Origin of the sequence: Stenotrophomonas sp. B2 (genome assembly GCF_014947095.1) — a bacterium.
In the GTDB taxonomy this organism is placed as follows: domain Bacteria; phylum Pseudomonadota; class Gammaproteobacteria; order Xanthomonadales; family Xanthomonadaceae; genus Stenotrophomonas; species Stenotrophomonas maltophilia_P.
The window spans coordinates 168,385-193,734 of sequence record NZ_JADCQA010000008.1; the positions used below are offsets into that span (position 1 = coordinate 168,385).

Annotated in this window: 28 protein-coding genes; 11 read left to right on the forward strand and 17 right to left on the reverse strand. The window is 67.1% G+C overall.

The genetic code is table 11. The features are described from left to right. Window positions 1–29: 29 nt before the first annotated feature. Both minC and IMX13_RS11675 read right to left on the reverse strand, forming a co-directional pair. On the reverse strand, window positions 30–878 hold the full coding sequence (minC, locus tag IMX13_RS11670; RefSeq protein WP_193396414.1) for a septum site-determining protein MinC: 849 nt from the start codon (window positions 876–878) through the stop codon (window positions 30–32). After that, the gene (locus IMX13_RS11675; RefSeq protein WP_053516169.1) at window positions 824–1,420 is read right to left on the reverse strand and encodes a GNAT family N-acetyltransferase; all 597 of its coding nucleotides are present in this window, start codon (window positions 1,418–1,420) and stop codon (window positions 824–826) included. The genes minC and IMX13_RS11675 overlap by 55 nt, the downstream gene beginning before the upstream one ends. A 138-nt stretch (window positions 1,421–1,558) precedes the next feature. Between IMX13_RS11675 and IMX13_RS11680 the strand changes: the two genes are divergently transcribed. The 4 genes from IMX13_RS11680 to IMX13_RS11695 all read left to right on the forward strand — a co-directional run bounded on the left by IMX13_RS11680 (window position 1,559) and on the right by IMX13_RS11695 (window position 5,189). Continuing rightward, a complete protein-coding gene (locus tag IMX13_RS11680) occupies window positions 1,559–2,761 on the forward strand; it encodes a sensor histidine kinase (RefSeq protein WP_053516166.1) in 1,203 nt (400 codons plus the stop codon). Continuing rightward, window positions 2,761–3,402, forward strand: a complete 642-nt coding sequence (locus tag IMX13_RS11685) for a response regulator transcription factor (protein WP_053516165.1) — start codon at window positions 2,761–2,763, stop codon at window positions 3,400–3,402. Before IMX13_RS11680 ends, IMX13_RS11685 begins: the two co-directional genes overlap by 1 nt. A gap of 233 nt (window positions 3,403–3,635) precedes the next feature. Continuing rightward, entirely contained in the window at window positions 3,636–4,709 is a 1,074-nt protein-coding gene (locus IMX13_RS11690) for an SRPBCC family protein (RefSeq protein ID WP_053516163.1), read from the forward strand. A 108-nt stretch (window positions 4,710–4,817) separates the two neighbouring features. Continuing rightward, complete coding sequence (locus IMX13_RS11695; RefSeq protein ID WP_065182368.1) at window positions 4,818–5,189, forward strand: DUF423 domain-containing protein; 372 nt, start codon at window positions 4,818–4,820, stop codon at window positions 5,187–5,189. A gap of 19 nt (window positions 5,190–5,208) precedes the next feature. Here the strand turns inward: IMX13_RS11695 and IMX13_RS11700 are convergent, their stop codons facing one another. From IMX13_RS11700 to IMX13_RS11725, 6 genes are read right to left on the reverse strand one after another with little or no spacing between them, the layout of a single operon-like run. Continuing rightward, window positions 5,209–6,018 (reverse strand): M15 family metallopeptidase, encoded by an 810-nt coding sequence (locus IMX13_RS11700; protein WP_193396415.1) that lies wholly within the window; start codon window positions 6,016–6,018, stop codon window positions 5,209–5,211. Between the two features lie 9 nt (window positions 6,019–6,027). Continuing rightward, complete coding sequence (locus IMX13_RS11705) at window positions 6,028–6,621, reverse strand: PH domain-containing protein (RefSeq protein WP_053516158.1); 594 nt, start codon at window positions 6,619–6,621, stop codon at window positions 6,028–6,030. Then, window positions 6,618–7,907 (reverse strand): alpha/beta fold hydrolase, encoded by a 1,290-nt coding sequence (locus tag IMX13_RS11710; RefSeq protein WP_065174601.1) that lies wholly within the window; start codon window positions 7,905–7,907, stop codon window positions 6,618–6,620. The genes IMX13_RS11705 and IMX13_RS11710 overlap by 4 nt, the downstream gene beginning before the upstream one ends. A gap of 2 nt (window positions 7,908–7,909) precedes the next feature. After that, window positions 7,910–8,089 carry a DUF4177 domain-containing protein gene (locus IMX13_RS11715; protein WP_053516154.1) on the reverse strand — a complete coding sequence of 60 codons (180 nt, stop codon included), beginning with the start codon at window positions 8,087–8,089 and terminating at the stop codon, window positions 7,910–7,912. Then, window positions 8,086–8,265 (reverse strand): hypothetical protein, encoded by a 180-nt coding sequence (locus IMX13_RS11720; RefSeq protein ID WP_053516152.1) that lies wholly within the window; start codon window positions 8,263–8,265, stop codon window positions 8,086–8,088. The genes IMX13_RS11715 and IMX13_RS11720 overlap by 4 nt, the downstream gene beginning before the upstream one ends. Before the next feature lie 45 nt (window positions 8,266–8,310). Then, window positions 8,311–9,192, reverse strand: a complete 882-nt coding sequence (locus tag IMX13_RS11725) for an SPFH domain-containing protein (RefSeq protein WP_053516150.1) — start codon at window positions 9,190–9,192, stop codon at window positions 8,311–8,313. Window positions 9,193–9,322: 130 nt separating this feature from the next. Here IMX13_RS11725 and purT point away from each other — a divergent pair, with 130 nt between their 5' ends. After that, window positions 9,323–10,510: a formate-dependent phosphoribosylglycinamide formyltransferase gene (gene purT / locus IMX13_RS11730; protein WP_053516148.1), complete on the forward strand. Its 1,188-nt coding sequence runs from the start codon at window positions 9,323–9,325 to the stop codon at window positions 10,508–10,510. A gap of 66 nt (window positions 10,511–10,576) precedes the next feature. On the opposite strand, the gene IMX13_RS11735 is transcribed toward purT, so the two are convergent. Both IMX13_RS11735 and IMX13_RS11740 read right to left on the reverse strand, forming a co-directional pair. After that, a complete protein-coding gene (locus IMX13_RS11735; protein WP_193396416.1) occupies window positions 10,577–11,782 on the reverse strand; it encodes an endonuclease/exonuclease/phosphatase family protein in 1,206 nt (401 codons plus the stop codon). Window positions 11,783–11,820: 38 nt separating this feature from the next. Further along, window positions 11,821–12,576, reverse strand: coding sequence for an arginyltransferase (locus IMX13_RS11740; protein WP_193396417.1), 756 nt, complete (start codon window positions 12,574–12,576; stop codon window positions 11,821–11,823). A 155-nt stretch (window positions 12,577–12,731) separates the two neighbouring features. Between IMX13_RS11740 and IMX13_RS11745 the strand changes: the two genes are divergently transcribed. Continuing rightward, window positions 12,732–13,295 (forward strand): EF-hand domain-containing protein, encoded by a 564-nt coding sequence (locus tag IMX13_RS11745; RefSeq protein ID WP_053516143.1) that lies wholly within the window; start codon window positions 12,732–12,734, stop codon window positions 13,293–13,295. 50 nt (window positions 13,296–13,345) lie between these two features. Here IMX13_RS11745 and IMX13_RS11750 read toward each other — a convergent pair whose 3' ends face one another. From IMX13_RS11750 to IMX13_RS11765, 4 genes are all read right to left on the reverse strand, one after another. Further along, window positions 13,346–14,563 carry an RNA polymerase sigma factor gene (locus tag IMX13_RS11750; RefSeq protein WP_111186573.1) on the reverse strand — a complete coding sequence of 406 codons (1,218 nt, stop codon included), beginning with the start codon at window positions 14,561–14,563 and terminating at the stop codon, window positions 13,346–13,348. A gap of 142 nt (window positions 14,564–14,705) precedes the next feature. Next, on the reverse strand, window positions 14,706–15,197 hold the full coding sequence (locus tag IMX13_RS11755; protein ID WP_053516139.1) for a pathogenicity-like protein: 492 nt from the start codon (window positions 15,195–15,197) through the stop codon (window positions 14,706–14,708). Window positions 15,198–15,201: 4 nt separating this feature from the next. Next, a complete protein-coding gene (tesB, locus tag IMX13_RS11760) occupies window positions 15,202–16,110 on the reverse strand; it encodes an acyl-CoA thioesterase II (RefSeq protein ID WP_065174609.1) in 909 nt (302 codons plus the stop codon). 139 nt (window positions 16,111–16,249) lie between these two features. Beyond that, window positions 16,250–17,026 (reverse strand): enoyl-CoA hydratase/isomerase family protein, encoded by a 777-nt coding sequence (locus tag IMX13_RS11765; RefSeq protein ID WP_193396418.1) that lies wholly within the window; start codon window positions 17,024–17,026, stop codon window positions 16,250–16,252. A 34-nt stretch (window positions 17,027–17,060) separates the two neighbouring features. Here IMX13_RS11765 and IMX13_RS11770 point away from each other — a divergent pair, with 34 nt between their 5' ends. Beyond that, entirely contained in the window at window positions 17,061–17,501 is a 441-nt protein-coding gene (locus tag IMX13_RS11770) for a copper chaperone PCu(A)C (RefSeq protein WP_053516133.1), read from the forward strand. A 105-nt stretch (window positions 17,502–17,606) separates the two neighbouring features. Here the strand turns inward: IMX13_RS11770 and IMX13_RS11775 are convergent, their stop codons facing one another. Further along, on the reverse strand, window positions 17,607–18,014 hold the full coding sequence (locus tag IMX13_RS11775) for a thioesterase family protein (protein ID WP_053516131.1): 408 nt from the start codon (window positions 18,012–18,014) through the stop codon (window positions 17,607–17,609). Beyond that, a complete protein-coding gene (gene uvrA / locus IMX13_RS11780) occupies window positions 18,014–20,998 on the reverse strand; it encodes an excinuclease ABC subunit UvrA (RefSeq protein WP_053516129.1) in 2,985 nt (994 codons plus the stop codon). The genes IMX13_RS11775 and uvrA overlap by 1 nt, the downstream gene beginning before the upstream one ends. A gap of 318 nt (window positions 20,999–21,316) precedes the next feature. On the opposite strand from uvrA, the gene rplU reads away from it, so the two are divergent. The 3 genes from rplU (at window position 21,317) to cgtA (ending at window position 23,138) form a co-directional block, all read left to right on the forward strand. Continuing rightward, window positions 21,317–21,625, forward strand: coding sequence for a 50S ribosomal protein L21 (rplU, locus tag IMX13_RS11785; protein WP_006424709.1), 309 nt, complete (start codon window positions 21,317–21,319; stop codon window positions 21,623–21,625). Window positions 21,626–21,643: 18 nt separating this feature from the next. Next, window positions 21,644–21,907 (forward strand): 50S ribosomal protein L27, encoded by a 264-nt coding sequence (gene rpmA, locus IMX13_RS11790; protein ID WP_053516127.1) that lies wholly within the window; start codon window positions 21,644–21,646, stop codon window positions 21,905–21,907. A 178-nt stretch (window positions 21,908–22,085) separates the two neighbouring features. Beyond that, complete coding sequence (cgtA, locus tag IMX13_RS11795; protein WP_065181115.1) at window positions 22,086–23,138, forward strand: Obg family GTPase CgtA; 1,053 nt, start codon at window positions 22,086–22,088, stop codon at window positions 23,136–23,138. Between the two features lie 189 nt (window positions 23,139–23,327). On the opposite strand, the gene rpsT is transcribed toward cgtA, so the two are convergent. After that, window positions 23,328–23,597 carry a 30S ribosomal protein S20 gene (gene rpsT / locus IMX13_RS11800; RefSeq protein WP_005408560.1) on the reverse strand — a complete coding sequence of 90 codons (270 nt, stop codon included), beginning with the start codon at window positions 23,595–23,597 and terminating at the stop codon, window positions 23,328–23,330. Window positions 23,598–23,714: 117 nt separating this feature from the next. Between rpsT and murJ the strand changes: the two genes are divergently transcribed. Next, on the forward strand, window positions 23,715–25,319 hold the full coding sequence (gene murJ / locus IMX13_RS11805; protein ID WP_053516124.1) for a murein biosynthesis integral membrane protein MurJ: 1,605 nt from the start codon (window positions 23,715–23,717) through the stop codon (window positions 25,317–25,319). The last annotated feature ends 31 nt before the right edge of the window (window positions 25,320–25,350 follow it).

A 25,350-nucleotide genomic window follows, 5' to 3' on the forward strand; every position in this document is an offset into this window, starting at 1 on the left:
TCCTGGTTCTGCATGATGTTGGGGCTGCGTCAGTCCAGCGCAGCGATCTTGACCTGGTCCTGTTCCAGCCACACCTGCACGGCCTTGCCGCGCAGGTTGTCCGGAACATCGTCCAGTACCTTGTAGTGGCCGGCAATGGCCACCAGTTCCGCATGGAAATCACGGCAGAAGATGCGTGCCGCGGTGTTGCCCTGGGCACCTGCCAGCGCGCGGCCGCGCAGGGTGCCGTAGATATGGATGCTGCCGTCGGCGATGACCTCGGCACCGGCGCCGACGGTCGCCATGACCGTCAGGTCGCAGTTCTCCGCGTACAGCTGCTGGCCGGAACGTACATTGCCGAGCTGCATGCGGCCCGGTTGCGGTGCCGTGCCCTCGGCCACCCTGGCCACCGGAGCGGCCGGGGCCGGCTTTGGTTCAGCGCGGGCGGCGCGGCGCGGCTCCGGCGCAGGTGCAGGCGGCGGGGCCGGCTCGGTCTCGACACGCTCGTACTGGGCGCGGAACTTGGCCAGCAGCGGCAGGCCGAGCTGCTGCGAGAGCTGGTCGACCGCACTGGTGCCATAGGCCAGCGCCACCGGCAGCACGCCGGCGCTGCGCAGTCCATCGACCAGCGCCTGGGCGGTGGCCACGTCCGGTACCTGGCTGAGGCCGCCGAAGTCCAGGATCACCGCGGCACGGCCGAACAGTTTCGGGGCGCGGGTCACCCGTTCGCGCATTTCCTGCACGAGTCGTTCGACATCGAGGGTCCGCACGCGCAGGTTGGCGATGCCGACCTGGCCGATCTTCAGTTCACCTGCCTGTTCGTAATCGAAATTCACCGCCACGCTCAGGTCCCCGTCGGCCGCTGTGCCTGCGCCGGCAGCTGCCGGTCGCGTGTCCATGCCACATCCGGCAGCTTGCCGCCGTAGGTCTCCTGTACCCACGGGTAGCTGCACAGTTCCTTGGCCAGCATGCTGGCGCGCACATCGACCTGCGGCATGGTGTTCTGGCCCAGCTCGCGGAAGCCGAAGCTGCCGTGGAACAGCAGGGCGGCATCGGCACCATGGTCGAGGAAGACTTCGCAGGTCATCTGCGGGTAGCGCAGCTCTGCGAAGCTCTGCGCATCGGCGTAGAACGCCCTGCCGACGCCACCACCGCGGCGGCGGCTGGCGACCACGATGCGGTCGATATAGAAGAACGGGGTGTCCAGCTGCTGCTTGAACCAGGCGAAGTTGCTGCTGTCGTGCTGGCTGTCGCTGCCGAAGCCGATCAGGAACCCGGCCAGGTTGCCGTCGCGCTCGGCGACGCGGAAGTACTCAGCGGTTTCATAGAACAGGCGCAGGCGTGCGGCATCCAGCGGAAGGATGGCCAGGCCAGCGTTGTTGTTCAAAGCCAGGACGGAATCGAGCTCGTGCTCGCGCACGTCGCGGATGACAATCGACATTGTGACTCCGTGGGGTAACGCGGTTGGTCCTGCAACGGACCCTGCGCACGATTATTGCATGGGTGGCTGGCGGGGGCACGCCCGTCGCCATGACTTCTGTCCGGGGGCAGGAGCGCTGGTTCAGCCTAAGATGCCTCCATGTTGGGATATCTCAGCCAAATCCGAGTCCTGCGCCTGGCCGGCCTGTTCACCTGGGTCATGGTCGGCCTGCCCGTGGTGTATTCCCAATACGAGTCGATGCTGCGGCACGGCGGCAGCGGTATCGACAGCTGGTCCCTGTGGCTGTTTGCCGCCTACCTGTTCTTCGGCGCCGGCTACTTCTGGCTGACCCGTGGCCTGCGCGACAGCAGCCAGGCCGCCTGGTACGACCGGGTGGTGCTGGTGGTACTGACCGGCTCGGCCCTGGGCGTCAGCTACCTGAGCGGTTCGGGCCTGGGCAGCATCCTGATGATGGTGGCCGCCGGGGTGATCCCGTGGATGCTGCCCGTGCGCAGTGGCGTGATCTGGTTGCTGCTCAGCCAGCTGGCGGTGCTGCCGGTCTACTATCTGATTCTCGACATGCCGTTGTTCGAGGCACTCATGCAGTCGCTGCTGTATGGCGGCTTCTCCATGTTCATGTTCGTGACCAGCCTGGTCGCACGGCAGCAGACCGACGCCCGCGACGAGCAGCGCCGGCTGAATGCGGAGCTGAGGGCGACCCGCGCCCTGCTGGCCGAGAGCGCACGGGTCAACGAGCGCACCCGCATCTCGCGCGAACTGCATGACCTGCTGGGGCATCAGTTGACCGCGCTGACCCTGAACCTGGAAGTGGCGGGTCATCTCGCCGAAGGCAAGGCGCTGGACCACGTGAAACGCTCGCACACGCTGGCCAAGCTGCTGCTGGGCAATGTGCGCGAAGTGGTCAGCCAGCTGCGCGAGACCAGCGCCATCGACCTGGCTGCTGCGCTGCGCCCGCTGACCGAGAACGTGCCCTCGCTGGACATCCAGCTGGACATCGAGGATCCCCTGAACGTGGAGGATCCGCAGCGGGCCCACGTGCTGCTGCGCTGCACCCAGGAGATCATCACCAATACGGTGCGCCACTCCGGGGCCCGCCATCTGTGGATCCGGGTGTACCGTGAGGCGCCGGACCGGGTGGTGGTCGAGGCGCGCGACGACGGTGTCGGCGCGGAAATGGTCAATGTGGGCAATGGCTTGCGCGGGATGCGCGAGCGCCTGCAACAATGCGGTGGCCAGCTGCAGGTGGAAACCCGCCCCGGCGAAGGCTTCTGCCTGCGTGCGACGGTGCCGGCAACCGTGCTGGTGGCCGCCCTTACCAAGGTTCCTGAAGGAGTGCGTTGATGATTCGCGTCTGCCTGGTCGACGACCAAACCCTGGTGCGGCAGGGAATCCGCTCGCTGCTGGCGCTGGACGACGGCATCGAGGTGGTGGCTGAGGCCGGCGACGGCCGGCAGGCGGTCGAACTGGTGCCCCAGGTCCGTCCGGATGTGGTCCTGATGGACATGCGCATGCCGGTGATGTCCGGGCTGGAGGCGCTGCAGGTCCTGTCGCGGCTGGAACAGCTGCCGCCGACCATCATCCTGACCACCTTCGACGACGACCAGCTGGTGCTGGCGGGCCTGAAGGCTGGCGCCAAGGGGTATCTGCTCAAGGACGTGACCCTGGACCAGCTGGTCGGCGCCATCCGCACCGTGGCTGACGGCGGATCGCTGGTGCAGCCGGCGGTGACCCAGCGGCTGCTGTCCGGGCTGGAACACATGCGCAATGATTTCGTCAGCCTGGACCGGCCGGACCCGCTGACCGACCGCGAGACGGAGATCCTGCGGCTGATGGCCAGCGGCTTCTCCAACAAGGAGATCGCCAATTCGCTGGGCGTGGCCGAGGGCACCATCAAGAACCATGTGTCCAACATCCTGTCCAAGCTGGGCGTGCGCGACCGTACGCGGGCCGTCCTGAAGGCGTTCGAACTGCAGCTGGTCTGACGAAAAGCCTTTTGCGGCAAAGGTTTGGCCGGCATTCCCGGGCCCCGGGACGGGCTGCCCCCTACATGCGGGGCGGCCGGATGCGCTACCCTGCCAATCCTTTGTCCATACAAATACGCAGCCGGCAGGGAAACCGGTGCGCCAATCGCGATAAACAATGCCCGCGAAGCCTGCTAGGATTGGCGCTTCGCTTCAATCAACCCGGCCGTGGGATCGGCCCCGGAGACTCCTGAATGACCCGTATTATCGAGTTCCTGATCGCCTTGGGGATCGTGGCTGGCCTGTTCGTCATCATTGGCGTATGTCTGCCGGGCGAGCGCCACATCACCGAAAGCATCGAGACCAACCGCAAGATGACGATCGTGTACGACACGGTCAGCAGCCTGCGCCGCTTCAAGGACTGGAACCCGCTGGTACTGCGCGATCCCGCCGTTGAACTGAAGCTGTCCGGCCCGGCCTCCGGCGTCGGTGCCACCCTCGACTTCTCCTCCAAGGACCTGGGCAACGGTTCCTGGAAGGTGACCGAGGCCGAAGAGAACAAGCGTGTTGTGATCGCCATCGAAGACCCGACCAAGGGTCACGACAAGGTCACCACCTTCAATCTGGAGCCGACCGGCAAGGGCGGTCGCAACGTCAAGATCACCCAGGACTACTCGGTGAAGTACGGCTTCGACCTGTTCGGTCGCTACGCCGGCCTGTATGTCAGCCGCCAGATCGGCGACGACATCAAGCTGGGCCTGTCGCGCATGGCGAACATGCTGGCCACCGTGCCGAACGTCGACTACCGCACTCCGGAAGCGCCGCTGACCGATCTGGGTATCGTACAGGTGCCGGCCGAAGACCTGCTGGTCGTCAACGCCGGCAACGTCGATCGCGGCCAGGACACCATCACCAAGTCCATCAAGGACAACCAGGAGTGGATCAAGCGCGTGATGGAGGCCAATGGCCTTGAAGCCGCCGGTCCGTTCCGCATCATCACCACCGATTTCGGTGCCGAGAAGTACGCCTTCGACATCGCACAGCCGGTGAAGAAGAAGGGTACCGAAGGTGCCACCGGTGAGGAGCTGACCGTCAAGATCGACGGTGGTGCCCCGGTCAAGTACGTGCATGTCGCCCCGCATCGTTCGGCGCATGCGGCCTACACCGGTCACATGGCCGGCCTGGACGTGGCCCGCAACGGCCTGCGTGCGTGGGCAGTGACCTCGGGCAACGAAGTCATCGACCGTCCGTACGAATCGTGGAAGGATGGCGTGGACAAGTCGTTCACCCAGGAAGGCACCTACGACATCTACTGGGCCGTCAAGTAAGCGCTGGCTGACCCATGTAGTGTTGAACACGAAAACGCGCCGCTTCCTGCGGCGCGTTTTTTTTCATCCCGCGTCCGCCGCCGGGCGGGCGCCGCGCAAGGAGCAGTCATGTTCAATCTGGAACGACGTGCGCGTAAGCCCTCGCTGCTGGCCTGCATCGGTGCGCTGTTGGCGGCCGCTTCGATCGGCCTGTCGGCCTATGCCTCGCATGGCGTGTCCGATCCGCAGGCGCAGCAGCATCTGAACATGGCGGCGCTGTATGCGTTCGCCCATGGTGCCGTGCTGGTTGCAGTGGGACGGCGCGCGCAGGGCGTGATCGCACATCTGGCGCTGTACGTGCTGCTGCTGGGCGTCGTGCTGTTCTCCGGCAGCCTGGTGGGCAGCGCGCTCTGGCAGTGGCCTACCCGGCTGGCGCCTGTGGGCGGCACCAGCCTGATGGTGGGATGGGTGCTGCTGGCGATCGACGCCCTGCGGCGGTGAGGGCAGTGCGGGGAGGGGCTCAGCCGTTGGCCGGTTTCCAGCACCAGTGCCAGGGCTCGTAGACGATCCCGTGCGGGTTGCCGCGCGGGTAGCTCAGGTGGAATCCATGCCCGCGGGCGTGCGCCTGCAGCCACGCGAACGCATCGGTACGCTCGAACGATTCCTCTGCAGGTGCATCGCCCGGGGTGCCGATATCCAGTGCGTGCCCGCTGTGGTGTTCGCTGAAGCCCGGCGCGGCGTTGACCTTCAGGATCTCCGCCACGCTCAGGCCGCGGCCGCGCTTCCGCTCGAAGATTCCCAGCTGGTACGCATGGCTGCGGAAGCCGGAAATGGCATCCAGGGCAACGCCATCGCGGGCCGCGTGCAGGCGCATCCGCCGCCACCCCTGCGCCGCGTCGCGGCGCAACCACAGGGGCCGCGAAAAGCGATCGCGGCCGGCGAAATGCAGCAGGCACGGCTCGGCTTCCAGCGGCAGCCCGGTGTCATCCGCGTAACCCTGCGCATCCAGGCCAAGGTGCTGCAGGCGTTGCTGCAAGCCCGCCAGGGGCAGCCATCGCTGCTCCAGTGCCGCAGCGAAAGGGCGTGACGCGCGGGCATCCAGCAGTGCCAGCGCCTCCTCCACGCCAGGCTCGTGCGGTAGACGCGGCACCAGCGAATGAACGCCCTGCGTCAGCACGGCGGCCAGATAGCGGCCATCGCGCTTGCGCCGCAGCACCCAGCGGGCCCGCGCCAGCAAGCGTGCATCGAGGTTGCTGCGCGCGCGCAGCAGATCGGCCGGCCACAGTTCGATGGCCTCGGTGTTCAGCAGCAGCAGCGGTCGGCGATGCATGTCCGCAGCTTACTGCCGTGGCGCGGCTGCGGCCACCTTGCGCAGGGCGTCAAGCAATGCCTGTGGGCGTTCCATGCTCAGCAGCAGGGTGCTGCCGCCGCGCACCGGGATCGCCAGCGTGCGGTGACGGTCGGTGACCAGGGCGAAGCCCTTGCCGCCGCCCTGCAGCCGCATATGCCCGGAATAGAAGCCGGGCATCGAGTAGCCGTTGGTCTTGAAGCGGATGCCATAGCGGCGGTCCTGCGCCAGGTCCACCACCTCGGCCTGATCCAGCAGCATGTCACGCACCGGTGTACGCCGTCGGTACAGCGTCGAGCGCACATCCAGCACGCCACCCACCAGCTCCACGCGGCGGCGGAAGAACGAAGTACCCAGGCCCACGCCGATCAGCACCAGCACGGCGATGCTCCATGCCGCGCTGCCGTTCATCAGGAAGAACGGCGGCGACAGGGTGACTTCCATCCATGGTGCAGGCGCACGCGTGCGGCTGAACTGCACGTACACGCTGATGACCAGCACGGCCAGCACCGGCAACAGCACCCACAGCACGCGCAGGGGTGAACTGCCAGCCAGCTCGAACGGACGGGCTTCATTGGGGCTCATCGTTGTGCCTCCACCCATCGGGCGATGTCATCGATCAACCCCGCATCGACATGGCCGGGCCGGGTGTACTCCTTCAACGAACTCGGGCCGCTGCCAGCGATGCCGATGTGGTTCAGCGCCGGATAGGTCCGCCACTGCACATCGTCGCGCCGGGCGAGGGCCTTCTGCCAGAGTGCCCAGTCGGCATCGGGAACCTGGAAATCGCGCCCGCCATGCAGCATCAGCAGCGGTGCGCGCAGCCGCTGTGCATCGGCGCGGGCATCTACGGCTTCGATGCTCTTCCAGAAGGACTGCGGAACGCCGAGTGGCAGTTCGCTGGCGGGTACCGGCGTGCTGCCACGTGCTGCGGCGATCTGGCTGTCCAGTTTGTCCAGTAGCGCCTGACCGGCCGCGCTGATGTCGCCGTCCAGGCTCAGCAGGTAGCGGTTCTGTTCCGGCAGCAGGTCCAGCAGCGTGCGCGCGGGAGCGGCCCACAGGATGGCGCCACGCGCCTGTGGCCAGCGGCTGGCGATGCGTGGCGCAAGCATGCCGCCCTGGCTGTGGCCGAGCACGAACACGCGGCGGCCGTCGATGCGCGGGTCGCTGGCGACGGCCTCCAGTGCCGCCACCGCATCGTCGGTGGATTCGTCATCGACAGTGAAGGTGCCGCTCTGGAAATCCTGGGGCCGGGCGAGAGTGCGCTTGTCGTAGCGCAGTACCGCGATTCCGTGCGCGGCGAGGCCACGGGCGATATCGAGGAAGGGACGGTTGCCGCCGATGGTTTCGTCACGGTCCTGCGGGCCCGAGCCGTGCACCAGCACCACTGCCGGGAACGGGCCTTTGCCCTTGGGCAGCGCCAGCGTGCCGGGCAGCGCACCGCGTGTCTGCGGCACACTGAAATCAACTTCGCTGTAGGTCGCATCGGCCGGCGGCGGCGGTGCCTTGGCCGCGGGGGCGGGGCGCAGCAGCAGGCCGGCGACCTTGTCCTGTGCATCCACGGCCACCTGCGCGATCACCGCGCCACCGGTGAACTGCAGCGGAACTTCCACCAGGTGCAGGCCCTGCTGCTCGCTGCTGCGGGCCTGGCCGCGCTGCTGCAGTTCGCCCAGGGACCGCCACACGCTGTCGAGCTTCTCGGCGGGAACGGCACGGGCCATCTGCGGGGTCAGCATCGCCTCCGCATCGGCGATGCGGCCGGCCTGCAGGTGGTCCAGCAACCGGGCGGCAACCTGCTGCGGTTCGGCGGCGAATGCGCCACCGCTCAGCAGCGCCAGTGAAAGGGCGAACAGCGAACGGCGGGTCTTCATGGTCAGAGCTCCTTCTTGAAGACCAGCACCGCTGCGCTCATCGGCGCGGGGATCACGATGTTGACCAGCTCCCAGCCAAGCTGGCCCTGCTTGTTCAACGCCTCCTGCACGGCTTCGGTCTTCATGCTGCCCATCAGCGTCGAGGGCACTTCCAGGGTCTGGTACGTCCAGCGCTTGCTCATTCCTTCTCCTCCTGAGGTGGCTTGGGATGCGGCAGCCTGCCGGCCTTGCGCAGCGCGTCGCGCAGCAGGTACTCGATCTGCGCGTTGAGGCTGCGCAGTTCGTCGTCGGCCCAGCGCTGCGCCGCGGCCAGGACGTCGGCGTTGATGCGCAGTGGATAGGCTTTCTTCTCGCTCATGGATGCTCCTGGCGGGGCGGTGGGGCGCCCCGTTGCGAGGGTGATTCAGTACAGCGAACCGGCGTTGACGATCGGCTGCGTGCCCCGGTCCGAACACAGCACGGTCAACAGGTTGCTGACCATGTGCGCCTTGCGTTCCTCGTCCAGCTGCACCACGCCGTTCTTCTGCAGTTCGCCCAGGGCCATCTCGACCATGCCGACCGCACCGGCAACGATGCGCGTGCGTGCCGCGATCACCGCGTTGGCCTGCTGGCGCTGCAGCATGGCCTGGGCGATTTCGGCAGCATAGGCCAGGTGGCTGATGCGTGCGTCGATCACCTGCACGCCGGCGTCGGCCAGGCGCTCGGCCAACTCGTTCTTCAGGTGCTGGGAGATCTCGCTGGCGTGGCTGCGCAGCGCCAGCTGGCCCTCTTCATGCTGGTCGTAGGGATAGCTGGTGGCCATCGCGCGCAGCGCCGATTCGGACTGGATGTGCACGAAGCTCTCGTAGTCGTCCACGTTGTAGACCGCTTCGGAGGCATCGACCACCTGCCAGACGATCACTGCGGCGATCTCGATCGGGCTGCCATCGAGCTCGTTGACCTTCAGCTTGCCGCTTTCGAAATTGCGCACGCGCTGGCTGACGTGGCGCTTGCTGTAGAAGGGGTTGTTCCAGCGCAGGCCATTGTCTTTCACGGTGCCGACGTACTTGCCGAACAGGCTCACCACCGCGGCCTGGTTCGGCTGCACGGTGTACAGGCCCGCCAGCGCGAACAGCGCCACCACCGCGACCAGCGCGCCAACCAGCATCATCAGCAGGTTGGGGGAGCCGGTCGACGCCTTGGCGGCGATGCCCAGCACGAACAGCACACCGCCGAAGACGGCGACGAGCAATGCGCCCGCCAGAGTGCCCAGGCCGTTGAGGGAGGACAGCGACTTCTCTTTCATGGCAGTACGTCCTTGAGGGTTCGAGGCGACGATATCAAATTGATATCAGATGGCGACTACCGTTCGTCGGGAACCGCCGCTGGACCGGCTAGAATGCCCACCCGCCTTCACATCACTGCCGGACCCCTCCATGGCCAAGCTCGGAACCCCCCTCTCGCCCTCCGCCACCCGTGTGCTGCTGCTGGGCTCGGGCGAACTCGGCAAGGAAGTGGCCATCGAGCTGCAGCGGCTGGGCGTGGAGGTGATCGCCGCCGACCGCTACGCCGATGCGCCCGCCATGCAGGTCGCGCATCGTTCGCACGTGATCGACATGCTGGATGCGATGGCGCTGCGTGCGCTGATCGCCCAGGAACAGCCTCATCTGGTGGTGCCGGAGATCGAGGCGATCCACACCGAGACGCTGGTACAGCTGGAACAGGAGCAGGGCCTGCGGGTGATCCCCACCGCGCGTGCCGCACGCCTGACCATGGACCGTGAAGGCATCCGCCGCTTGGCCGCCGAGACGCTGGGCCTGCCAACCTCGCCCTACCGCTTTGTCGATACCGAGGCGGAGTACCGCGCCGCCGTGGCCGCCATCGGCCTGCCGTGCGTGGTCAAGCCGGTGATGTCCTCCTCGGGCAAGGGACAGAGCACGCTGCGCAGCGAAGCGGACATCGCGCCGGCCTGGGAGTATGCGCAGACCGGCGGCCGCGCGGGCGCCGGCCGCTGCATCGTCGAGGGATTCATCGATTTCGACTACGAGATCACTCTGCTGACCGTGCGCCACGCGGCAGGCACCTCGTTCTGCGCGCCGATCGGTCATCTGCAGAAGGACGGCGATTACCGCGAGAGCTGGCAGCCGCAGCCGATGTCGGACAAGGCGCTGGCGCGCGCGGAGGAGATCTCGCGTGCGATCACCGATGACCTGGGTGGCTGGGGCCTGTTCGGCGTGGAGCTGTTCGTGAAGGGCGATGAAGTGTGGTTCAGCGAAGTGTCGCCGCGCCCGCACGACACTGGCCTGGTGACGCTGGTATCGCAGGAACTGAGCGAGTTCGCGCTGCACGCACGCGCCATCCTGGGCCTGCCGGTTCCGGTGATCCGCCAGAGTGGTCCGTCGGCATCCTGTGCATTGCTGGCGCAGGGCGAAGGCGTGCCGTACTTCAACAACGTCGCGGCCGCACTGCAGGTGCCGGATACGGCCGTGCGCCTGTTCGGCAAGCCGAGCGTGCACGGTCAGCGCCGTGTCGGCGTCACCCTGGCGCGCGCCGACACCATCGACGAGGCGCGCTCGATCGCCCGTGATGCCGCCGACGCCATCGGCGTCGAGCTGCGCCCGTAAGCCGGTAGCGCCGGGCCGCGCCCGGCGGCTTTCTGCAAGGCAGAGCAGCGCGCCTGGCGCCTGGGGTCACTTCACATCCACCCACACCAGGTGGTGGTCGCTGCCGTCGGCAATCTTCGCTTCAGGGCTGTTGCTGGCTGGCCAGAACACGCCGCTGCCCACGTACTGGAACCCGGTGGAAGGCAGCACGTAATCCAGTCGCAGGGTGCCGGACTTCGGGCCAAAGTCGCCGGTGGCGTGGAAAGGCGCACCCTTGCGCACGATGCCCTTGGCGGCATAGGCGAGGCTGGTTTCCTCACCCCCCGCGCTGCGCGGGGTGGGGTAGCGCAATACGCGTGCGTTCTCGATCAGTTCGACGATCGCCTCGTGGCGGCCATCGCCGTCGACCGGGTCGTTGTTGAGATCGCCGAGGATCACGAAGCGTGCATCCTGCGCCAGACCTCCGCACTGGCCCTTGTCGTCGCACAGCCAGGGCTTGTCACCCGCGGTGAGATACTCCTGCCACAGGCGCAGTTCGTCGTGGTTGCGCGCCGCGTTGCGCTTTTCCGGGCCGTCGAACACCGGCGGCGTCGGGTGCGAGACCAGCGCATGCACCACGCCTGCCGGGGTCTGCACCGGTACATCCCAGTGCGACTTCGACGACAGGCGCAGCTTCGACCACACGGCGTCGCTGTAGAAGCTCTGCCCGCTGCGCGGATCGACCGGACGGATCGCGCCCGGCATCGTGCTCCACTTCAGCAGCTGGAAGCTGCGTACCCTGGCTTCATCGATCGGGTAGCGCGACAGCACCAGCATGCCGTATTGGCCCGGGTGCAGGCCGTAGCCCCAGGCATCGTTGCCACGGCTGCGACCTTCGCCGCCGACCACGCCGTTGTTGTCCAGGTCCAGGCCACTGGGCACGCCGGTGTTGACCGGGGCCAGGTAGCGGTAGGCGAAGTGCAGCGGCGCGCCGCCGCCCGGCTGCGCCACTTCCAGGTAGCGCTTCTGGAACAGGTCGGCGGCGCGATGGGCGTCGTCGAAATCGAATTCGTTCAGCAGCACCAGGTCCGGGCGCACCTGCTGCAGCACGGCGGCAATCTTGCGCGCATGCGCGCTGTCGCCTTCAAGCTCCCTGATCAGGCCGCCGGCCTCATCGGAGTACAGGGACGTGTTGTAGGTGGCCAGGCGCAGCGATGCGGACGGTGTTTCGGTCATCGCAGGGGTCCTGGCAAGAGCAGGGGCCGCAGCGCCACACAGCAGGGCCAGAGCAAGAATCAGGGGTTGGGTGTTCATGCCGCCTATTGTGCACCCCGCCCGGTGTCAGCGGTTTGTCAGCGGCCGTCCAGATCGCAGTCGAAATCGTGCCAGCGACGGCCATCATAGGCCTCCAGCGGACGGAAGCGGCGCTTGTAGTCCATTTTCTGGTGTTCACGGATCCAGTAGCCCAGATAGACGTGCGGCAGTCCTTCGCGACGCGCCCATTCGATCTGCTGCAGGATGGCGAACGTGCCCAGTCCCCGCGCTGCGTGGTCTGGATCGAAGAAGGTATAGACCGCCGAAAGGCCGTGCTCGGTGACATCGGTGACGGCCACTCCGAGCAGCTGGCTGGGCCGGCCATCGTGGCCCGGCAGGCGCATCTCCAGGAAGCGGGTGTGCGACCAGCTGCCGATCAGGAACTGCTCGAACTCGTGCGGGCCATGATCGTCCATGCCGCCGTTGGCGTGGCGGTGCACCAGATAGCGGTGGTAGAGGGCAAACAGATCCTCGCGCGCAGTGGCGGCGGTGATCCGCACCTCCAGGTCGGCGTTGCGGGTGGCGCAGCGACGCTGGCTGCGGTCCGGCGCGAACCGGGCCACCGGAATCCGTACCGCCACACAGGCATGGCACTGCGCGCAGTGGGGCCGATAGACCAGGTCGCCGCTGCGGCGGAAGCCCCAGCTGAGTGCGAGGGGATACAGGCCGCCCAGGCGACGGTCGTGGGGATCCATCACAAGGTCGCGCGCCACCCGGTCCGGCCAGTACCCGCAGGGGTGCTCGCCGGTCTGGAACAGCCGCAGTTCGTCGTCTCTGTCGCCGTGGATCGCCATGGCCACAGCATAGCCCCAGCGTGTCGCAATGAACGCGACTGTCCGCCGGATGAACGGAACTGGCGACCGCGTCAACCGCCGTCGCGGCCGGGCGTTGTTGTCATTCGAGGGTGAACTGATCACCCCGACGCAACCTCATCCCCAGGAGTGACCTCATGATCCGTACCCCCCTGCTGCTGGCCCTGCTGCTTGCCACGTCCGCCTCCGGTGTCGCGCTGGCGGCGACTCCCCCGACCGCACCGGCACAGCGTCCGGCCAAGCTGGACACCAACGGTGACGGTGTCATCGACCGCAGCGAGGCCGCTGCCAACCCACGTCTGGCGGCCAAGTTCGACGAACTGGACCGCAACAAGGACGGCAGGCTGTCGCGCGATGAAATGCCGCGCGGGCAGCATGGTCGTCGTGGCGGCCATGGCGGCGAGCGCTGGGCCAGGCTGGACACCGACAAGGACGGCCGCATCAGCCGCGAAGAGGCCAAGGCCGATCCGCGCCTGGCGGCACGTTTCGACCAGCTCGATCTCAACAAGGACGGCTATCTGGACAAGGCTGATCGCGAGCTGCGCATGAAGCAGCATCGCGACGCCTGGTTCGCCGCTGCCGACACCAACAAGGACGGCCAGTTGAGCAAGGCCGAATTCGATGCGGCGAAGGGCCCGATGCATGGCGGCCCGCGCCACGGGGGCCCGCGTGACGGCGCCGCACCGAAGCCGCAGCGCTGATCACGGCGCAACGTTCAACGACGACGCCGGCAGACTGCCGGCGTCGTCCGTTACAGGCGACCGCTGTCGAGCAGCGTATAGGCCACCAGGGCGATCACCAGCAGGTTCATCGCGATGATGGCGCTGCGGCCGTACATCGCTTCGTACTTCCAGTTGATGCCCTGCCGCCCGCGCCGCGCTGCGTCGCGCACGATCAAGGGCCGCATCAGGCGCTGCAGCGGTCCCAGGCACTGGTAGTTGACCGCACCCAGGCCGATGGCCATGACCACCAGGTGTACCCATACCGGCGTCTGCAGCAGCACGACCAGCAGTATGGACAGGCAGCAGGCCATCACGGTCCAGGTGTTGAGATGGACGAAGCGCCGGACCTGGGCCCGCTCCGGTTCCGTTTCGGCGTAGGACAGCAGGAAGCGACCGCCCAGGTAGCTGCCCAGCACGCCGCCCAGCACGGCACCGGCGATCGCTGCCCAGTTGTGGGCCGGGACCAGATGCAGGTGCCCCAGCGCCGCTGTCAGCGATCCCATCGCGGTACCGCCGGCTGCGCTGGCGCCGCCCAACCCCAGCTTGCTGCCGCCAATGCCCACACCGGTGCCGAGCAGGATCGCGGCACTGGCCGTGCCGGGCGCAGCGATCAGCACCATCGAGACCACGGTGGTTGCGAAGGCAGCGCTGGGTGCGCTGCTGCGCGCGAATTCGCCGAAGCGCTGCAGCAGTCCCTCGCGGACCTGCGCGCGGGCCCGCGACAGGCGCTTGCGCACCGCCGCATCACTCAGGCCCAGCAGGTCCGCCACCTGCTGCGAGCGCTGACCTTCCCGGTAGTAAAGCAGCAGGACTTCGCGGCTGTCGGTGGGCAGCGCCGAGATGATGTCCTCGGCGGCAACCTCCTCTTCCAGTCGCTGCAGGCGGTCGGCGGCAGTCGGCGAGGGGTCGGCCGCCATGCCCAGCGCAACTTCGGCGGCCTCGCCGCTCAGGGGCCTGCCGCGCTGTGCACGCAGCCAGTCGCGCGCGAGGTTGCGGGTGATCTGCCGCAGCCAGGGCAGGAAGCTGGTGGAACTGCGCAGCTGGTGCAGCTGCTGCCAGCCCTTCACGAACGCTTCCTGCGCGATGTCCTCGCTGGCCTGGCGATCGCCGGTGATGGCCAGGGCGATGGCGGTCACGGTGTTCTGGCAGGCGAGCACGATGCGCCCATAGGCGTGCTGGCAGCCACTGCTGGCCGCCGGCAGCTCGCGTTCAAGCGTCTCGTCGATCGTTGCAGCGAAAGTCGTCATGGCGGCAGCTCCTGCTGGATTGTGTCCCAAGACGGAGCTGCGCGCCCGATGTGACCGGCCCGCCTGCCGGTAGCGCCGGGCCATGCCCGGCGGCTTTTCTGTCCGCTGCGCTCGCCGGGCATGGCCCGGCGCTACCGGCGCGTCATTTCGAGGGCTGGATGCGGACCCGCACTTCTTCCTGTTCCGGCGCGGGCTGCTGCGGTTGCGTCTGTGGGGCGGGGGCGGGTGCTGCGGGGGCCGGGCCACCGCGGTGGCGCAGGCCGATCACCAGCGCCACGCCAGCGATCACCACCAGCAGTGCGATGCGGATCCGCCAGGCCCAGCTGCGCCCGCCGCTGCCGGCATCCGGCGTGTCGCGGAACGCGAACTCGGCCGTGGGATGGTCGCGGCGGGTGGTATCGAGCAGGCGTGCATCGCGCAGGATGTCGCGCGCACGCGGCTGGTCGTCGGCGCGCACGATCCAGACCGCTGGATAGCCCTGCGTATTGCCCAGGTCGGTATAGCTGAACTGGCCGCGCCGCCGGGTCTTGTACGAGCGACCATTGGTCACCTTCACTTCGATGCCATGGCTGCGCAGGAGCTCGGCCACGCCCTCGACGGTTTCCACACGCTGGCTGCTGAAGATCTGACGCATCGGATCAGTCCTTGGCCGGCACGGCGGCCGCTGCAGTCTGGTCGGGAACCACGCGGATCAGGCCCTCCTGTGCCGTGCTGGCCACCAGCACGCCATTGCGGGTGAAGAACTGGCCGCGGGCGAGGCCGCGCGAGTCCTGCGCACTGGGGCTGTCCAGCGAATAGAGCAGCCAGTCGTCGGCGCGGAACGGGCGGTGGAACCAGATCGCGTGGTCGAGCGAGGCCATCTGCACGTGCGGATGGTAGTAGCTGATGCCGTGCGGGAAGGTCGCCGTGCCCAGCAGATGGAAGTCGGACGCGTAGGCCAGCAGCGCCTGGTGCAGCTCGGGGGCATCGCCGACCGGTTCGCTCAACCGCATCCAGACCTGGTGATAGGGCGGGCGCTTGGGCGGATTCAGTTCGTCGCGGGGATAGACGTGGCGGAACTCGAACGGGCCACCGCGCGAGAGCCAGCGCTGCACTTTGATCGGCAGCCGCTCCAGCACTTCGGCCGGCAACGGGCGGTTCGGCTCGATGTCTTCCGGTTGAGGCACTTCGGGCATCTTGTGCTGATGCTCGGCACCGGTCTCCGCCTGCTGGAACGAGGCAGCACAGAAGAAGATCACCTTGCCATGCTGGATCGCGGTCACCCGGCGCACGGAGAAGCTGCCGCCATCGCGGGTGCGGTCCACGTCGTAGACGATCGGATGGTCGATGTTGCCGGCCCGCAGGAAATACGCGTGCAGCGAATGCACATGGCGCCCGTTGTCGACCGTGGCCTGGGCGGCGGCCAGCGCCTGGCCCAGCACCTGCCCGCCGAACACGTACTTGGTGCCGATGTCGCGGCTTTGTCCGCGGAACAGGTTGTCCTCCAGCCGCTCCAGGGTGAGCAGGTCGATCAGCTCGGAGACGACGGGTTCGGGCGTGTCGTTCAAGGGGGCGGCCACAGCAGTGAAGAAGGACCGATTATACCGGTCAGGGGTCAGATCCCTTTCGCCTGGCGAAAGGGATCTGACCCCGCTGCCACGCGATGCCCCAACTTCGGTCGTGCCGGCCGCTGGCCAGCACGACCGCCTACTTGCCCAGCCGCGCCACCAGCGCCTGCAGGGCATTCTGTGCGTCCGGGGCGAACCAGGCCTCTACGAACCGGTCCAGCTGGATCAGGTCCGGGTGCAGCGCTTCGTGCAGGTCATTGCGGGCCACGGCGCGGGTCAGCAGCATCGGCTGCCGCGGCTGCCTGAGCAGGTTCTGCAGCCAGGCCACGGCGCGGGCGACCACCAGATCGCCCTCGGCCAGTTCGTCGACCAGGCCGATCTGCAGCGCCTGCTCGGCCGGCACCAGGGCACCGGTGGTGAGCAGCACCCCCGCGCGGTGCACGCCGACGGTACGGCGCAGCAGGCGCTGGATGCCTTCCGGTGCGATCAGGCCGACCTGCACCTCGTTCAGTCCGATGGCATACGGGCGTGCCGGGTCGGCGCTGCGCGCCATCACCCGGTAATCGCAGCACAGGGCGAGCACGCAACCGCCGGCAGGGGCGTGGCCGGTGATCGCGGCGACCACCGGGATGCGGCTCTCGGCCAGCGTACGTACCGCGCCGAAGAAGGCATTCCAGGTATCCAGCAGCTTGTGCTTGTCATCGCCGTGGGAGAGCAGGTGTGGCACGTCCATGCCGCCGGTGAACACGCGCTCGCTGCCGGACAGCACGATGCCGTGCGCATCGTCGGTCATGGCCTGCTCGACGGCGTGGATCAGCTGCCGGCACAGGTCGGTGTCCAGCGCATTGACCGGCGGCCGCGCCAGGCGCAGTTCGCGGATGGGACCATGGTTGATCACCTCGATGAGCGTCGTCATGCTGCGGTCTCGTTGCGAAGAAGGAACGTGGGCGATGATAACCAAACCATTCGTTGGCGTACTGTTGCTTCTGTGTGCGTCCGCAGCAGCGGCGGCGGAATCGCGCTGTGTGACGGTGGAGCAGGGCTGGGTGCGCCTGCCGCCGAACCCGGCCATGCCGATGACGGCGGGTTACGGGACGATCGTGAACCGCTGCGCAGCGCCGGTGACGGTGGTGGGCGCGGGCAGCAGGGCCTTCGGCGACGTGTCACTGCACGAGACCACCGTGGTCGACGGTGTCAGCCGGATGCGCGAAGTCGAACGGCTGCCGATTGCAGCCGGGGCGCGCACCGAGCTCAAGCCCGGTGGCCTGCACCTGATGCTGATGGAAGGCGAGGGAGCTTTGAAGGAAGGGCAGGTCGTGCCGCTGCAGTTGCAGCTGGAGGGCGGTGGCACCGCCAGCGCAACGCTGACGGTACGCAAGGCCGCTCCATGATGCAGCGCCCGTTCCGCCGGGCATCAGGGTCGGACCGGCGTCGGTAGCGCCGGGCCATGCCCGGCGGGGTGGGGCCGACCCGGGCCGGCACCCACCCGCAGTGCATCAGCTCGATGCGCTGCGGATCGCGTCCGGCAGCGGCGCGCTTTTGCCGGTCTGGGTATCCATCCAGACCACCACCACGTTGCCATCGGAGTACAGCTTCGACTCGTCCTGCTGGTCGACGATGCGATGACCGATGGTGACGCTGCTGTTGCCCAGGCGCTCGACGAACAGTTCGACCAGGATGTCGTTGGGCCACACGATCGGCAGCCGGTAGTTGACGTTGGTCGCGGCCACCACCGGCGCGATGCGGTCGGTCATCGACACGCCTTCCACGCCCAGCATCCAGCGCACGCGCGCTTCCTCCAGGTAGGAGATGTACTTGGCGTTGTTCACATGGCCCATGCTGTCCATGTCGCGCCAGCGCACGCTGATCGGGATGCGGGCCAGGATCTTGTGTTCGCTGCTCATCAGGCGTCCTTCTTCTTGGTCGTGCTCTTGCTGGCCTTGCCGGTGCTCTTGGCGGCCACGGCCTTCTTCGCCACCTTCTCCGGCTTCACCTTGCGCGGCGGCCGGGCGTCGGGCTTGTTGGCCACGGCGGCCGGCTGCTCCGGGCGCGCACTGGTGGACGGCAGCATGCGTGCCAGGAACTGCCCGGTGTACGACTGCGGGCAGGCGGCCACGTCTTCCGGCGTGCCGGTGACCAGGATGGTGCCACCCCGGTGGCCGCCTTCCGGCCCCAGGTCGACGATCCAGTCGGCGGTCTTGATCACATCGAGGTTGTGCTCGATCACCACCACCGTGTTGCCTTCGTCGCGCAGCTTGTGCAGCACGCCCAGCAGCGCTTCGATGTCGTGGAAGTGCAGGCCGGTGGTCGGTTCATCGAGGATGTACAGGGTGCGGCCGGTATCGCGGCGCGACAGCTCCTTGGACAGCTTCACGCGCTGCGCTTCACCACCGGACAGCGTGGTCGCGCTCTGTCCCAGCTTGATGTAGCTCAGGCCGACATCCACCAGCGTTTCCAGCTTGCGCGCGATCGACGGCACGGGCTCGAACAGCTTCAGCGCATCTTCGACGGTCATTTCCAGCACATCGTTGATGTTGAAGCCCTTGTACAGGATCTCCAGCGTTTCGCGGTTGTAGCGCTTGCCGTGGCAGACATCGCAGGGCACATACACGTCCGGCAGGAAGTGCATCTCGACCTTGATCAGGCCATCACCCTGGCACGCCTCGCAGCGTCCGCCGCGCACGTTGAAGCTGAAACGACCCGGTGAATAACCACGCGCACGCGCTTCGGGCACCTGTGCGAACAGCTCGCGCAGCGGGGTGAACAGGCCGGTGTAGGTGGCCGGGTTCGAGCGCGGGGTGCGGCCGATCGGCGACTGGTCGATGTCCACGACCTTGTCGAACAGGTCCAGGCCATCGATCTCCTTGTACGGGGCGACCGGGTGCGAGGAGCCGTTGATCTCGTTGGCGGCCAGCGAGAACAGGGTGTCATTGATCAGCGTCGACTTGCCCGAGCCGGACACGCCGGTCACGCAGGTCAGCAGGCCCGAGGGAATCGACAGGTCCACCCCCTTCAGGTTGTTGCCGCTGGCGCCGCGCAGATGCAGGGTCATCTTCGGATTCGGCCGGTGCCGGCGCGCCGGAATCTCGATCGAGCGCTTGCCGGACAGGTACTGGCCCGTCAGCGAACGGGGTGCATCCAGGATGTCCTGCAGGGTGCCCTGGCCGACGATCTCGCCACCGTGCACGCCCGCGCCCGGGCCGATGTCCAGCACGTAGTCGGCCAGGCGGATCGCATCTTCGTCATGCTCGACCACGATCACCGTGTTGCCGAGGTCGCGCAGGCGGGTGAGGGTGCCCAGCAGGCGTTCGTTGTCGCGCTGGTGCAGGCCGATCGACGGCTCGTCGAGCACGTACATCACGCCGACCAGGCCGGCACCGATCTGGCTGGCCAGGCGGATGCGCTGTGCCTCGCCACCGGAGAGGGTATCGGCCTTGCGCTCCAGAGTGAGGTAGTCCAGGCCCACGTCGACCAGGAAGCCCAGGCGTTCGCCGATCTCCTTGACGATCTTCGAGGCGATCTCGCCGCGCCAGCCCGGCAGGCTCAGTTCGCTGAAGAACTTCAGGGCTTCGTCGATCGGCAGCACCACCAGGTCCGGCAGCGGCCGGTCGGCCACGAACACGTTGCGCGCAGCCTTGTTCAGGCGGGCACCGTTGCACTCGGGGCAGGCGCGCTCGCTGATGTACTTGCCGAGCTCCTCCTGCACGGCCGCCGACTCGGTTTCCTTGTAGCGGCGTTCCAGGTTGGGAATGATGCCCTCGAAGCGGTGCTTGCGCTGGGTGCGGCCGCCGGCTTCGGTGAAGTAGGTGAACGTGATTGCGTCCTCGCCGCTGCCATACAGCACCGCCTGCTGCACCTTGGCCGGCAGCGAGTTCCAGGCGGCATCGACGTCGAACTTGTAGTGACGTGCCAGCGAGGCGATCAGCTGGAAATAGTACGCATTGCGACGGTCCCAGCCACGTACTGCGCCGGCGGCCAGGGACAGCTCGGGATGCACGACCACGCGCGAGGGATCGAAGAATTCGGCCATGCCCAGGCCATCACAACCGGGGCAGGCGCCCATCGGCGCGTTGAACGAGAACAGGCGCGGTTCCAGCTCCGGCAGCGAGTAATCGCAGACCGGGCAGGAGTATTTGGAGGAGAACAGGGTCGGCGCGCTGGCGGTGTTGTCCAGGCTCTGCACCGAGGCCATGCCGTCGCCGAGTTTCAGCGCGGTCTCGAAGCTCTCGGCCAGGCGCTGCTTGATGTCCTCGCGCGGGCGGAAGCGGTCGATCACCGCCTCGATGGTGTGCTTCTGGCGCAGCGCCAGCGGCGGCACCGCGTCGATCTCATGCAGCTCGCCATCCACGCGCACGCGCACGAAGCCCTGTGCGCGCAGCTGGTCGAATACCTGCGCGTGTTCGCCCTTGCGATCGCGGATCACCGGGGCCAGCAGCATGTAGCGCTGTTCCGGGTCCAGCGTCAGCACCTGGTCGACCATCTGGCTGACCGTCTGCGCTTCCAGCGGATAGCCGTGGTCGGGGCAGCGCGGCGTGCCGACGCGGGCGTACAGCAGGCGCAGGTAGTCGTAGATCTCGGTGATCGTGCCGACCGTCGAGCGCGGGTTGTGCGACGTCGACTTCTGCTCGATCGAGATCGCCGGAGACAGGCCCTCGATGTGGTCAAGGTCCGGCTTCTCCATCACGCTCAGGAACTGCCGGGCGTAGGCCGACAGCGACTCGACGTAGCGACGCTGGCCTTCGGCGTAGATCGTGTCGAAAGCCAGCGACGACTTGCCCGAGCCGGACAGGCCGGTGATCACGATCAGCTTGTCGCGGGGCAGGTCGAGGTCGAGGTTCTTCAGGTTGTGCGTCCGCGCGCCGCGGATGCGGATGAAATCCATCGCCATGGGGAATCCGGTTGTGGGGGCGTTGGCTGGGTGCCGGGCCAGCAGGGAACGGCAATCGGTCAGCCTACCGAGGTGACCAGATGGGGGCAATGGGCGACAATGCCAGCCCGGTGTCTCACCTTCTGAGACAGGCCGACAGGTGGGGGTCAGATCCCTTTTCACGTTGTGAAAAGGGATCCGACCTCGTTCCGGCCGGTCCCCCCCAGGCCGTTCAGGGGTTGACTTGACCCGCGGCCGTTGATCTGCGTACAATTCCGCTCCTGTCCGCCCTCGATGGCGGCAGCTCAGACCACAATAACTACAGAGGAAGGCCTGGTCATGTACGCAGTACTGGTCACCGGCGGTAAGCAATACCGCGTGGCGCAGGGCGAAAAGCTCCGCGTTGAAAAGCTCGAAGTCGAAGTCGGCAGCGAGATCAAGTTCGACAACATCCTGATGCTGGGCGACAGCGATGGCGTGAAGCTGGGCGATGCGCTGAAGGGCGCCGCCGTCACCGCCAAGGTTCTGTCCCAGGGTCGTGCTGACAAGGTCCGGATCATCAAGTTCCGTCGCCGCAAGCACCACATGAAGCGCCAGGGTCACCGTCAGTACTACACCGAAATCGAGATCACCGGCATCGCCGGCTAAGCATCAGGAGAAGCAGTCATGGCACATAAAAAGGGCGTAGGCTCCTCGCGCAACGGTCGCGACTCCAACCCGAAGTACCTCGGCGTCAAGATCTTCGGCGGCCAGGCCATCGAAGCAGGCAACATCATCGTGCGCCAGCGCGGCACCCAGTTCCACCCGGGTTCCGGCGTCGGCCTGGGCCGTGACCACACCCTGTTCGCCCTCGTGGACGGCAAGGTGGAGTTCTCGGTCAAGGGTCCGAAGAAGCGTCGCACCGTCAGCATCGTCTCGGCCGAAGCCTGATCCAGGCATCCGCCGGCACCCGTGCCCCGGCATGGGAATGCTGCATGAAGAGCCCCGCTTCGGCGGGGCTTTTCGTTAGAGTAAAAGCAAGACCGGCTGCGCCGGGTTGCCCGCCATCGGCTGGCATTACATTCAAGGCGACGGCAGGTTGGCCGCGCCCATCGCAGGCATCGAAACAATGAAACTGGTAGACGAAGCAGAAATCGAAGTGTTCGCCGGCAACGGCGGCAACGGCTGCATTGGCTTCCGTCGCGAGAAGTTCATTCCGCTCGGCGGCCCGGACGGCGGCGACGGCGGTGCGGGCGGCAGCGTGTACATCCGCGCCGACGAAAACCTGAACACCCTGGTCGACTTCCGCCATGACCGCATCTTCAGGGCGCAGCGCGGCGAGAACGGCATGGGTCGCCAGGCCTATGGCAAGGGCGGCGAAGATCTGACCATCACCGTGCCGGTTGGCACCGTGGTCATCAACGTCGCCACCGATGAAATCATCGGCGACCTGACCCAGCACAACGACCGCCTGCTGGTGGCCAAGGGGGGCAGGGGCGGCCTGGGCAACATGCACTTCAAGAGCTCGACCAACCGTTCGCCGCGCCAGGCGCTGCCGGGCGAGCCGGGCGAAGAGCGCACGCTGAAGCTGGAACTGAAGCTGCTGGCCGACGTCGGCCTGCTGGGCTTCCCCAATGCCGGCAAGAGCACCCTGATCCGCGCTGTCTCGGCAGCGACGCCGAAGGTGGCCGACTACCCGTTCACCACGCTGTACCCGAATCTGGGCGTGGTGAAGGTCGAGAACTACCGCAGCTTCGTGATCGCCGATATTCCGGGCCTGATCGAGGGCGCGGCCGACGGTGCCGGCCTGGGCGCGCAGTTCCTGCGCCACCTGCAGCGCACCCGCCTGCTGCTGCACCTGGTGGACATCTCGCCGATGGAGGGGGGCGTGGAAGGCATCTCCCCGGTCGAGCAGGTGCGCGCGATCGAGCGCGAGCTGGAAAAGCACGATCCGGAACTGCTGCAAAAGCCGCGCTGGCTGGTGCTGAACAAGGCTGACCTGATGTTCGAGGACGAGGCCAAGGCGGCGGCCGAACAGATCGTGGCCGAGCTGGGCTGGAAGGAGCCCTGGTTCCTGGTGTCCGCCCTGGGGCGCGAAGGTACCTTCCCGATCATGAGCCGGATCATGGCCTTCTTCGATCGGCAGAAGGAAGAGGAGCTGGAGGCCCGCAACGCGCAGTAAGGGCGTTGTGGCTCCCGCCAGAAAAGCCCGGCTTCGGCCGGGTTTTTTGTTGGTTGCGATGCAGGCAGCAGCCGAGCATGGGCTCGGCTCTACGGAAAACGGGGAGGCGGCGGAGTGCAGGCAACAAAAAACCCGGCCGGAGCCGGGCTTTTGCGTGTCGCCGGGACGGCAGCCCCGGCGGCAACCGGATCAGGCGGCCTTGAGGGCCTTGATGCGGTCGTTCAGGCGGCTCTTGTGGCGAGCAGCCTTGTTCTTGTGGATCAGGCCACGCGCGCTGAAGCGATCCAGGATCGGCTGGGCAACGGCGAAGGCGGCTTCGGCGCCGGCGGCATCGTTGGCGTCCAGCGCCTTGATCACTTTCTTGACAGCGGTGCGCAGCATCGAGCGCTGAGCCACGTTGCGCGCGTTGCGCACGACGGTCTGCTTGGCGCGCTTCTTGGCGGACTTGATATTGGCCACGGTGGTGGTTTCCTGAAAAAATCGGTGTTATGGGAACAGCAAGCTGGCTAGTATGATGGCGCGGGAAATGTACGTCAAGTCGATTGTCAAGAGGGACGTTGAGTGAGTTCACCGAAGATGTTGCGGGGCCTGCTGTCGTTCAGCAGCATGACCATGGTCTCGCGGGTGCTCGGACTTGTCCGGGACCAGGTGATCACCACCACGTTCGGCACCAATGCGGTTACCGATGCGTTCTGGGTGGCGTTCAGGGTACCCAATTTCCTGCGCCGCCTGTTCGCCGAAGGCTCCTTCGCCACTGCCTTCGTGCCGGTGTTCACCGAGGTGAAGGAGACCCGCAGCCACACCGAACTGCGCGAACTGATGTCACGCGTGGCGGGCACCTTGGGCGGGACGCTGCTGGTGGTCACCGCGCTGGCGTTGATCTTCGCTCCCCAGCTGGCGGTGGCGTTCTCAAGTGGCGCTGATACCGACCCGGTCAAACAGACCCTGCTGGTCGATCTGTTCCGCCTGACCTTCCCGTTCCTGTTGTTCGTCTCGCTCACCGCGCTGGCCGGCGGGGCGCTGAACAGCTTCCAGCGCTTCGCGATGCCGGCGCTGACCCCGGTCATCCTCAACCTGTGCATGATCGCCGGCGCGCTGTGGTTGGCGCCGCAACTCGGCGGCACCCCGGAAAAGCAGATCCTGGCGCTGGGCTGGGCCGTGCTGGCGGCCGGTATCCTGCAGCTGCTGTTCCAGCTGCCCTCGCTCAAGGGCATCAATCTGCTGACCCTGCCGCGCTGGGGCTGGAACCACCCGGGTGTGCGCAAGGTGCTGACCCTGATGGTGCCGACCCTGTTCGGTTCCTCGGTGGCGCAGATCAACCTGCTGCTGGACACCCTGATCGCGGCCAAGCTGACGGATGGCTCGCAGTCCTGGCTGTCCCTGGCCGACCGCTTCCTGGAGTTGCCGCTGGGGGTGTTCGGCGTGGCCCTGGGCACGGTGATCCTGCCGGCGTTGGCCCGCCACCACGTCAGCACCGACCGCGAGGGCTTCTCGCGCTCGCTCGACTGGGGCCTGCGCATGACCCTGCTGATCTCGGTGCCGGCCATGCTGGGCCTGGTGCTGCTGGCTGAACCGCTGATCGCCACGCTGTTCCAGTACCGCCAGTTCACCGCCTTCGACACCCGCATGACCGCGCTGTCGGTGTATGGCCTGAGTTTCGGCCTGCCCGCGTTCGCCCTGTTGAAGGTGGTCCTGCCGGCCTTCTATGCCCGCCAGGACACCCGCACCCCGGTGCGTGCCGGCGTGGCCGCGCTGGTGGCCAACATGGTGTTCAACTTCGTCCTGCTGGCCGTGCTGTATCAGGTGATGGTGCCGGACGCGCTGAAGGCGCAGGGTGTGATGACCGCCATCGGCAAGCAGCCCGGCCTGCATCTGGCGCTGGGCATTGCCAGTGCGTTGTCCAGTTACCTGAACCTGGGCCTGCTGTGGTACTGGCTGGGCAAGACCGATGTCTACCAGCGCCTGCCGGGCTGGGGCAGCTACCTCGTGCGGCTGCTGGTGGCCTGCGCGTGCATGGTCGGCGTGCTGCTGGCCCTGCTGTACTGGATGCCGGCCTTCACCGGGATGGATAAATGGCACCGGATCGGCGGCCTGATCCTGCTGGTGGGGGGCGGTGGCCTGACCTATCTGCTGGCGATGCTGGCCATGGGCTTCCGCCCGCGCGACCTGCGCGGGCATTGATCGTCGCCTGCGGCGGCTATACTTCAGGGTT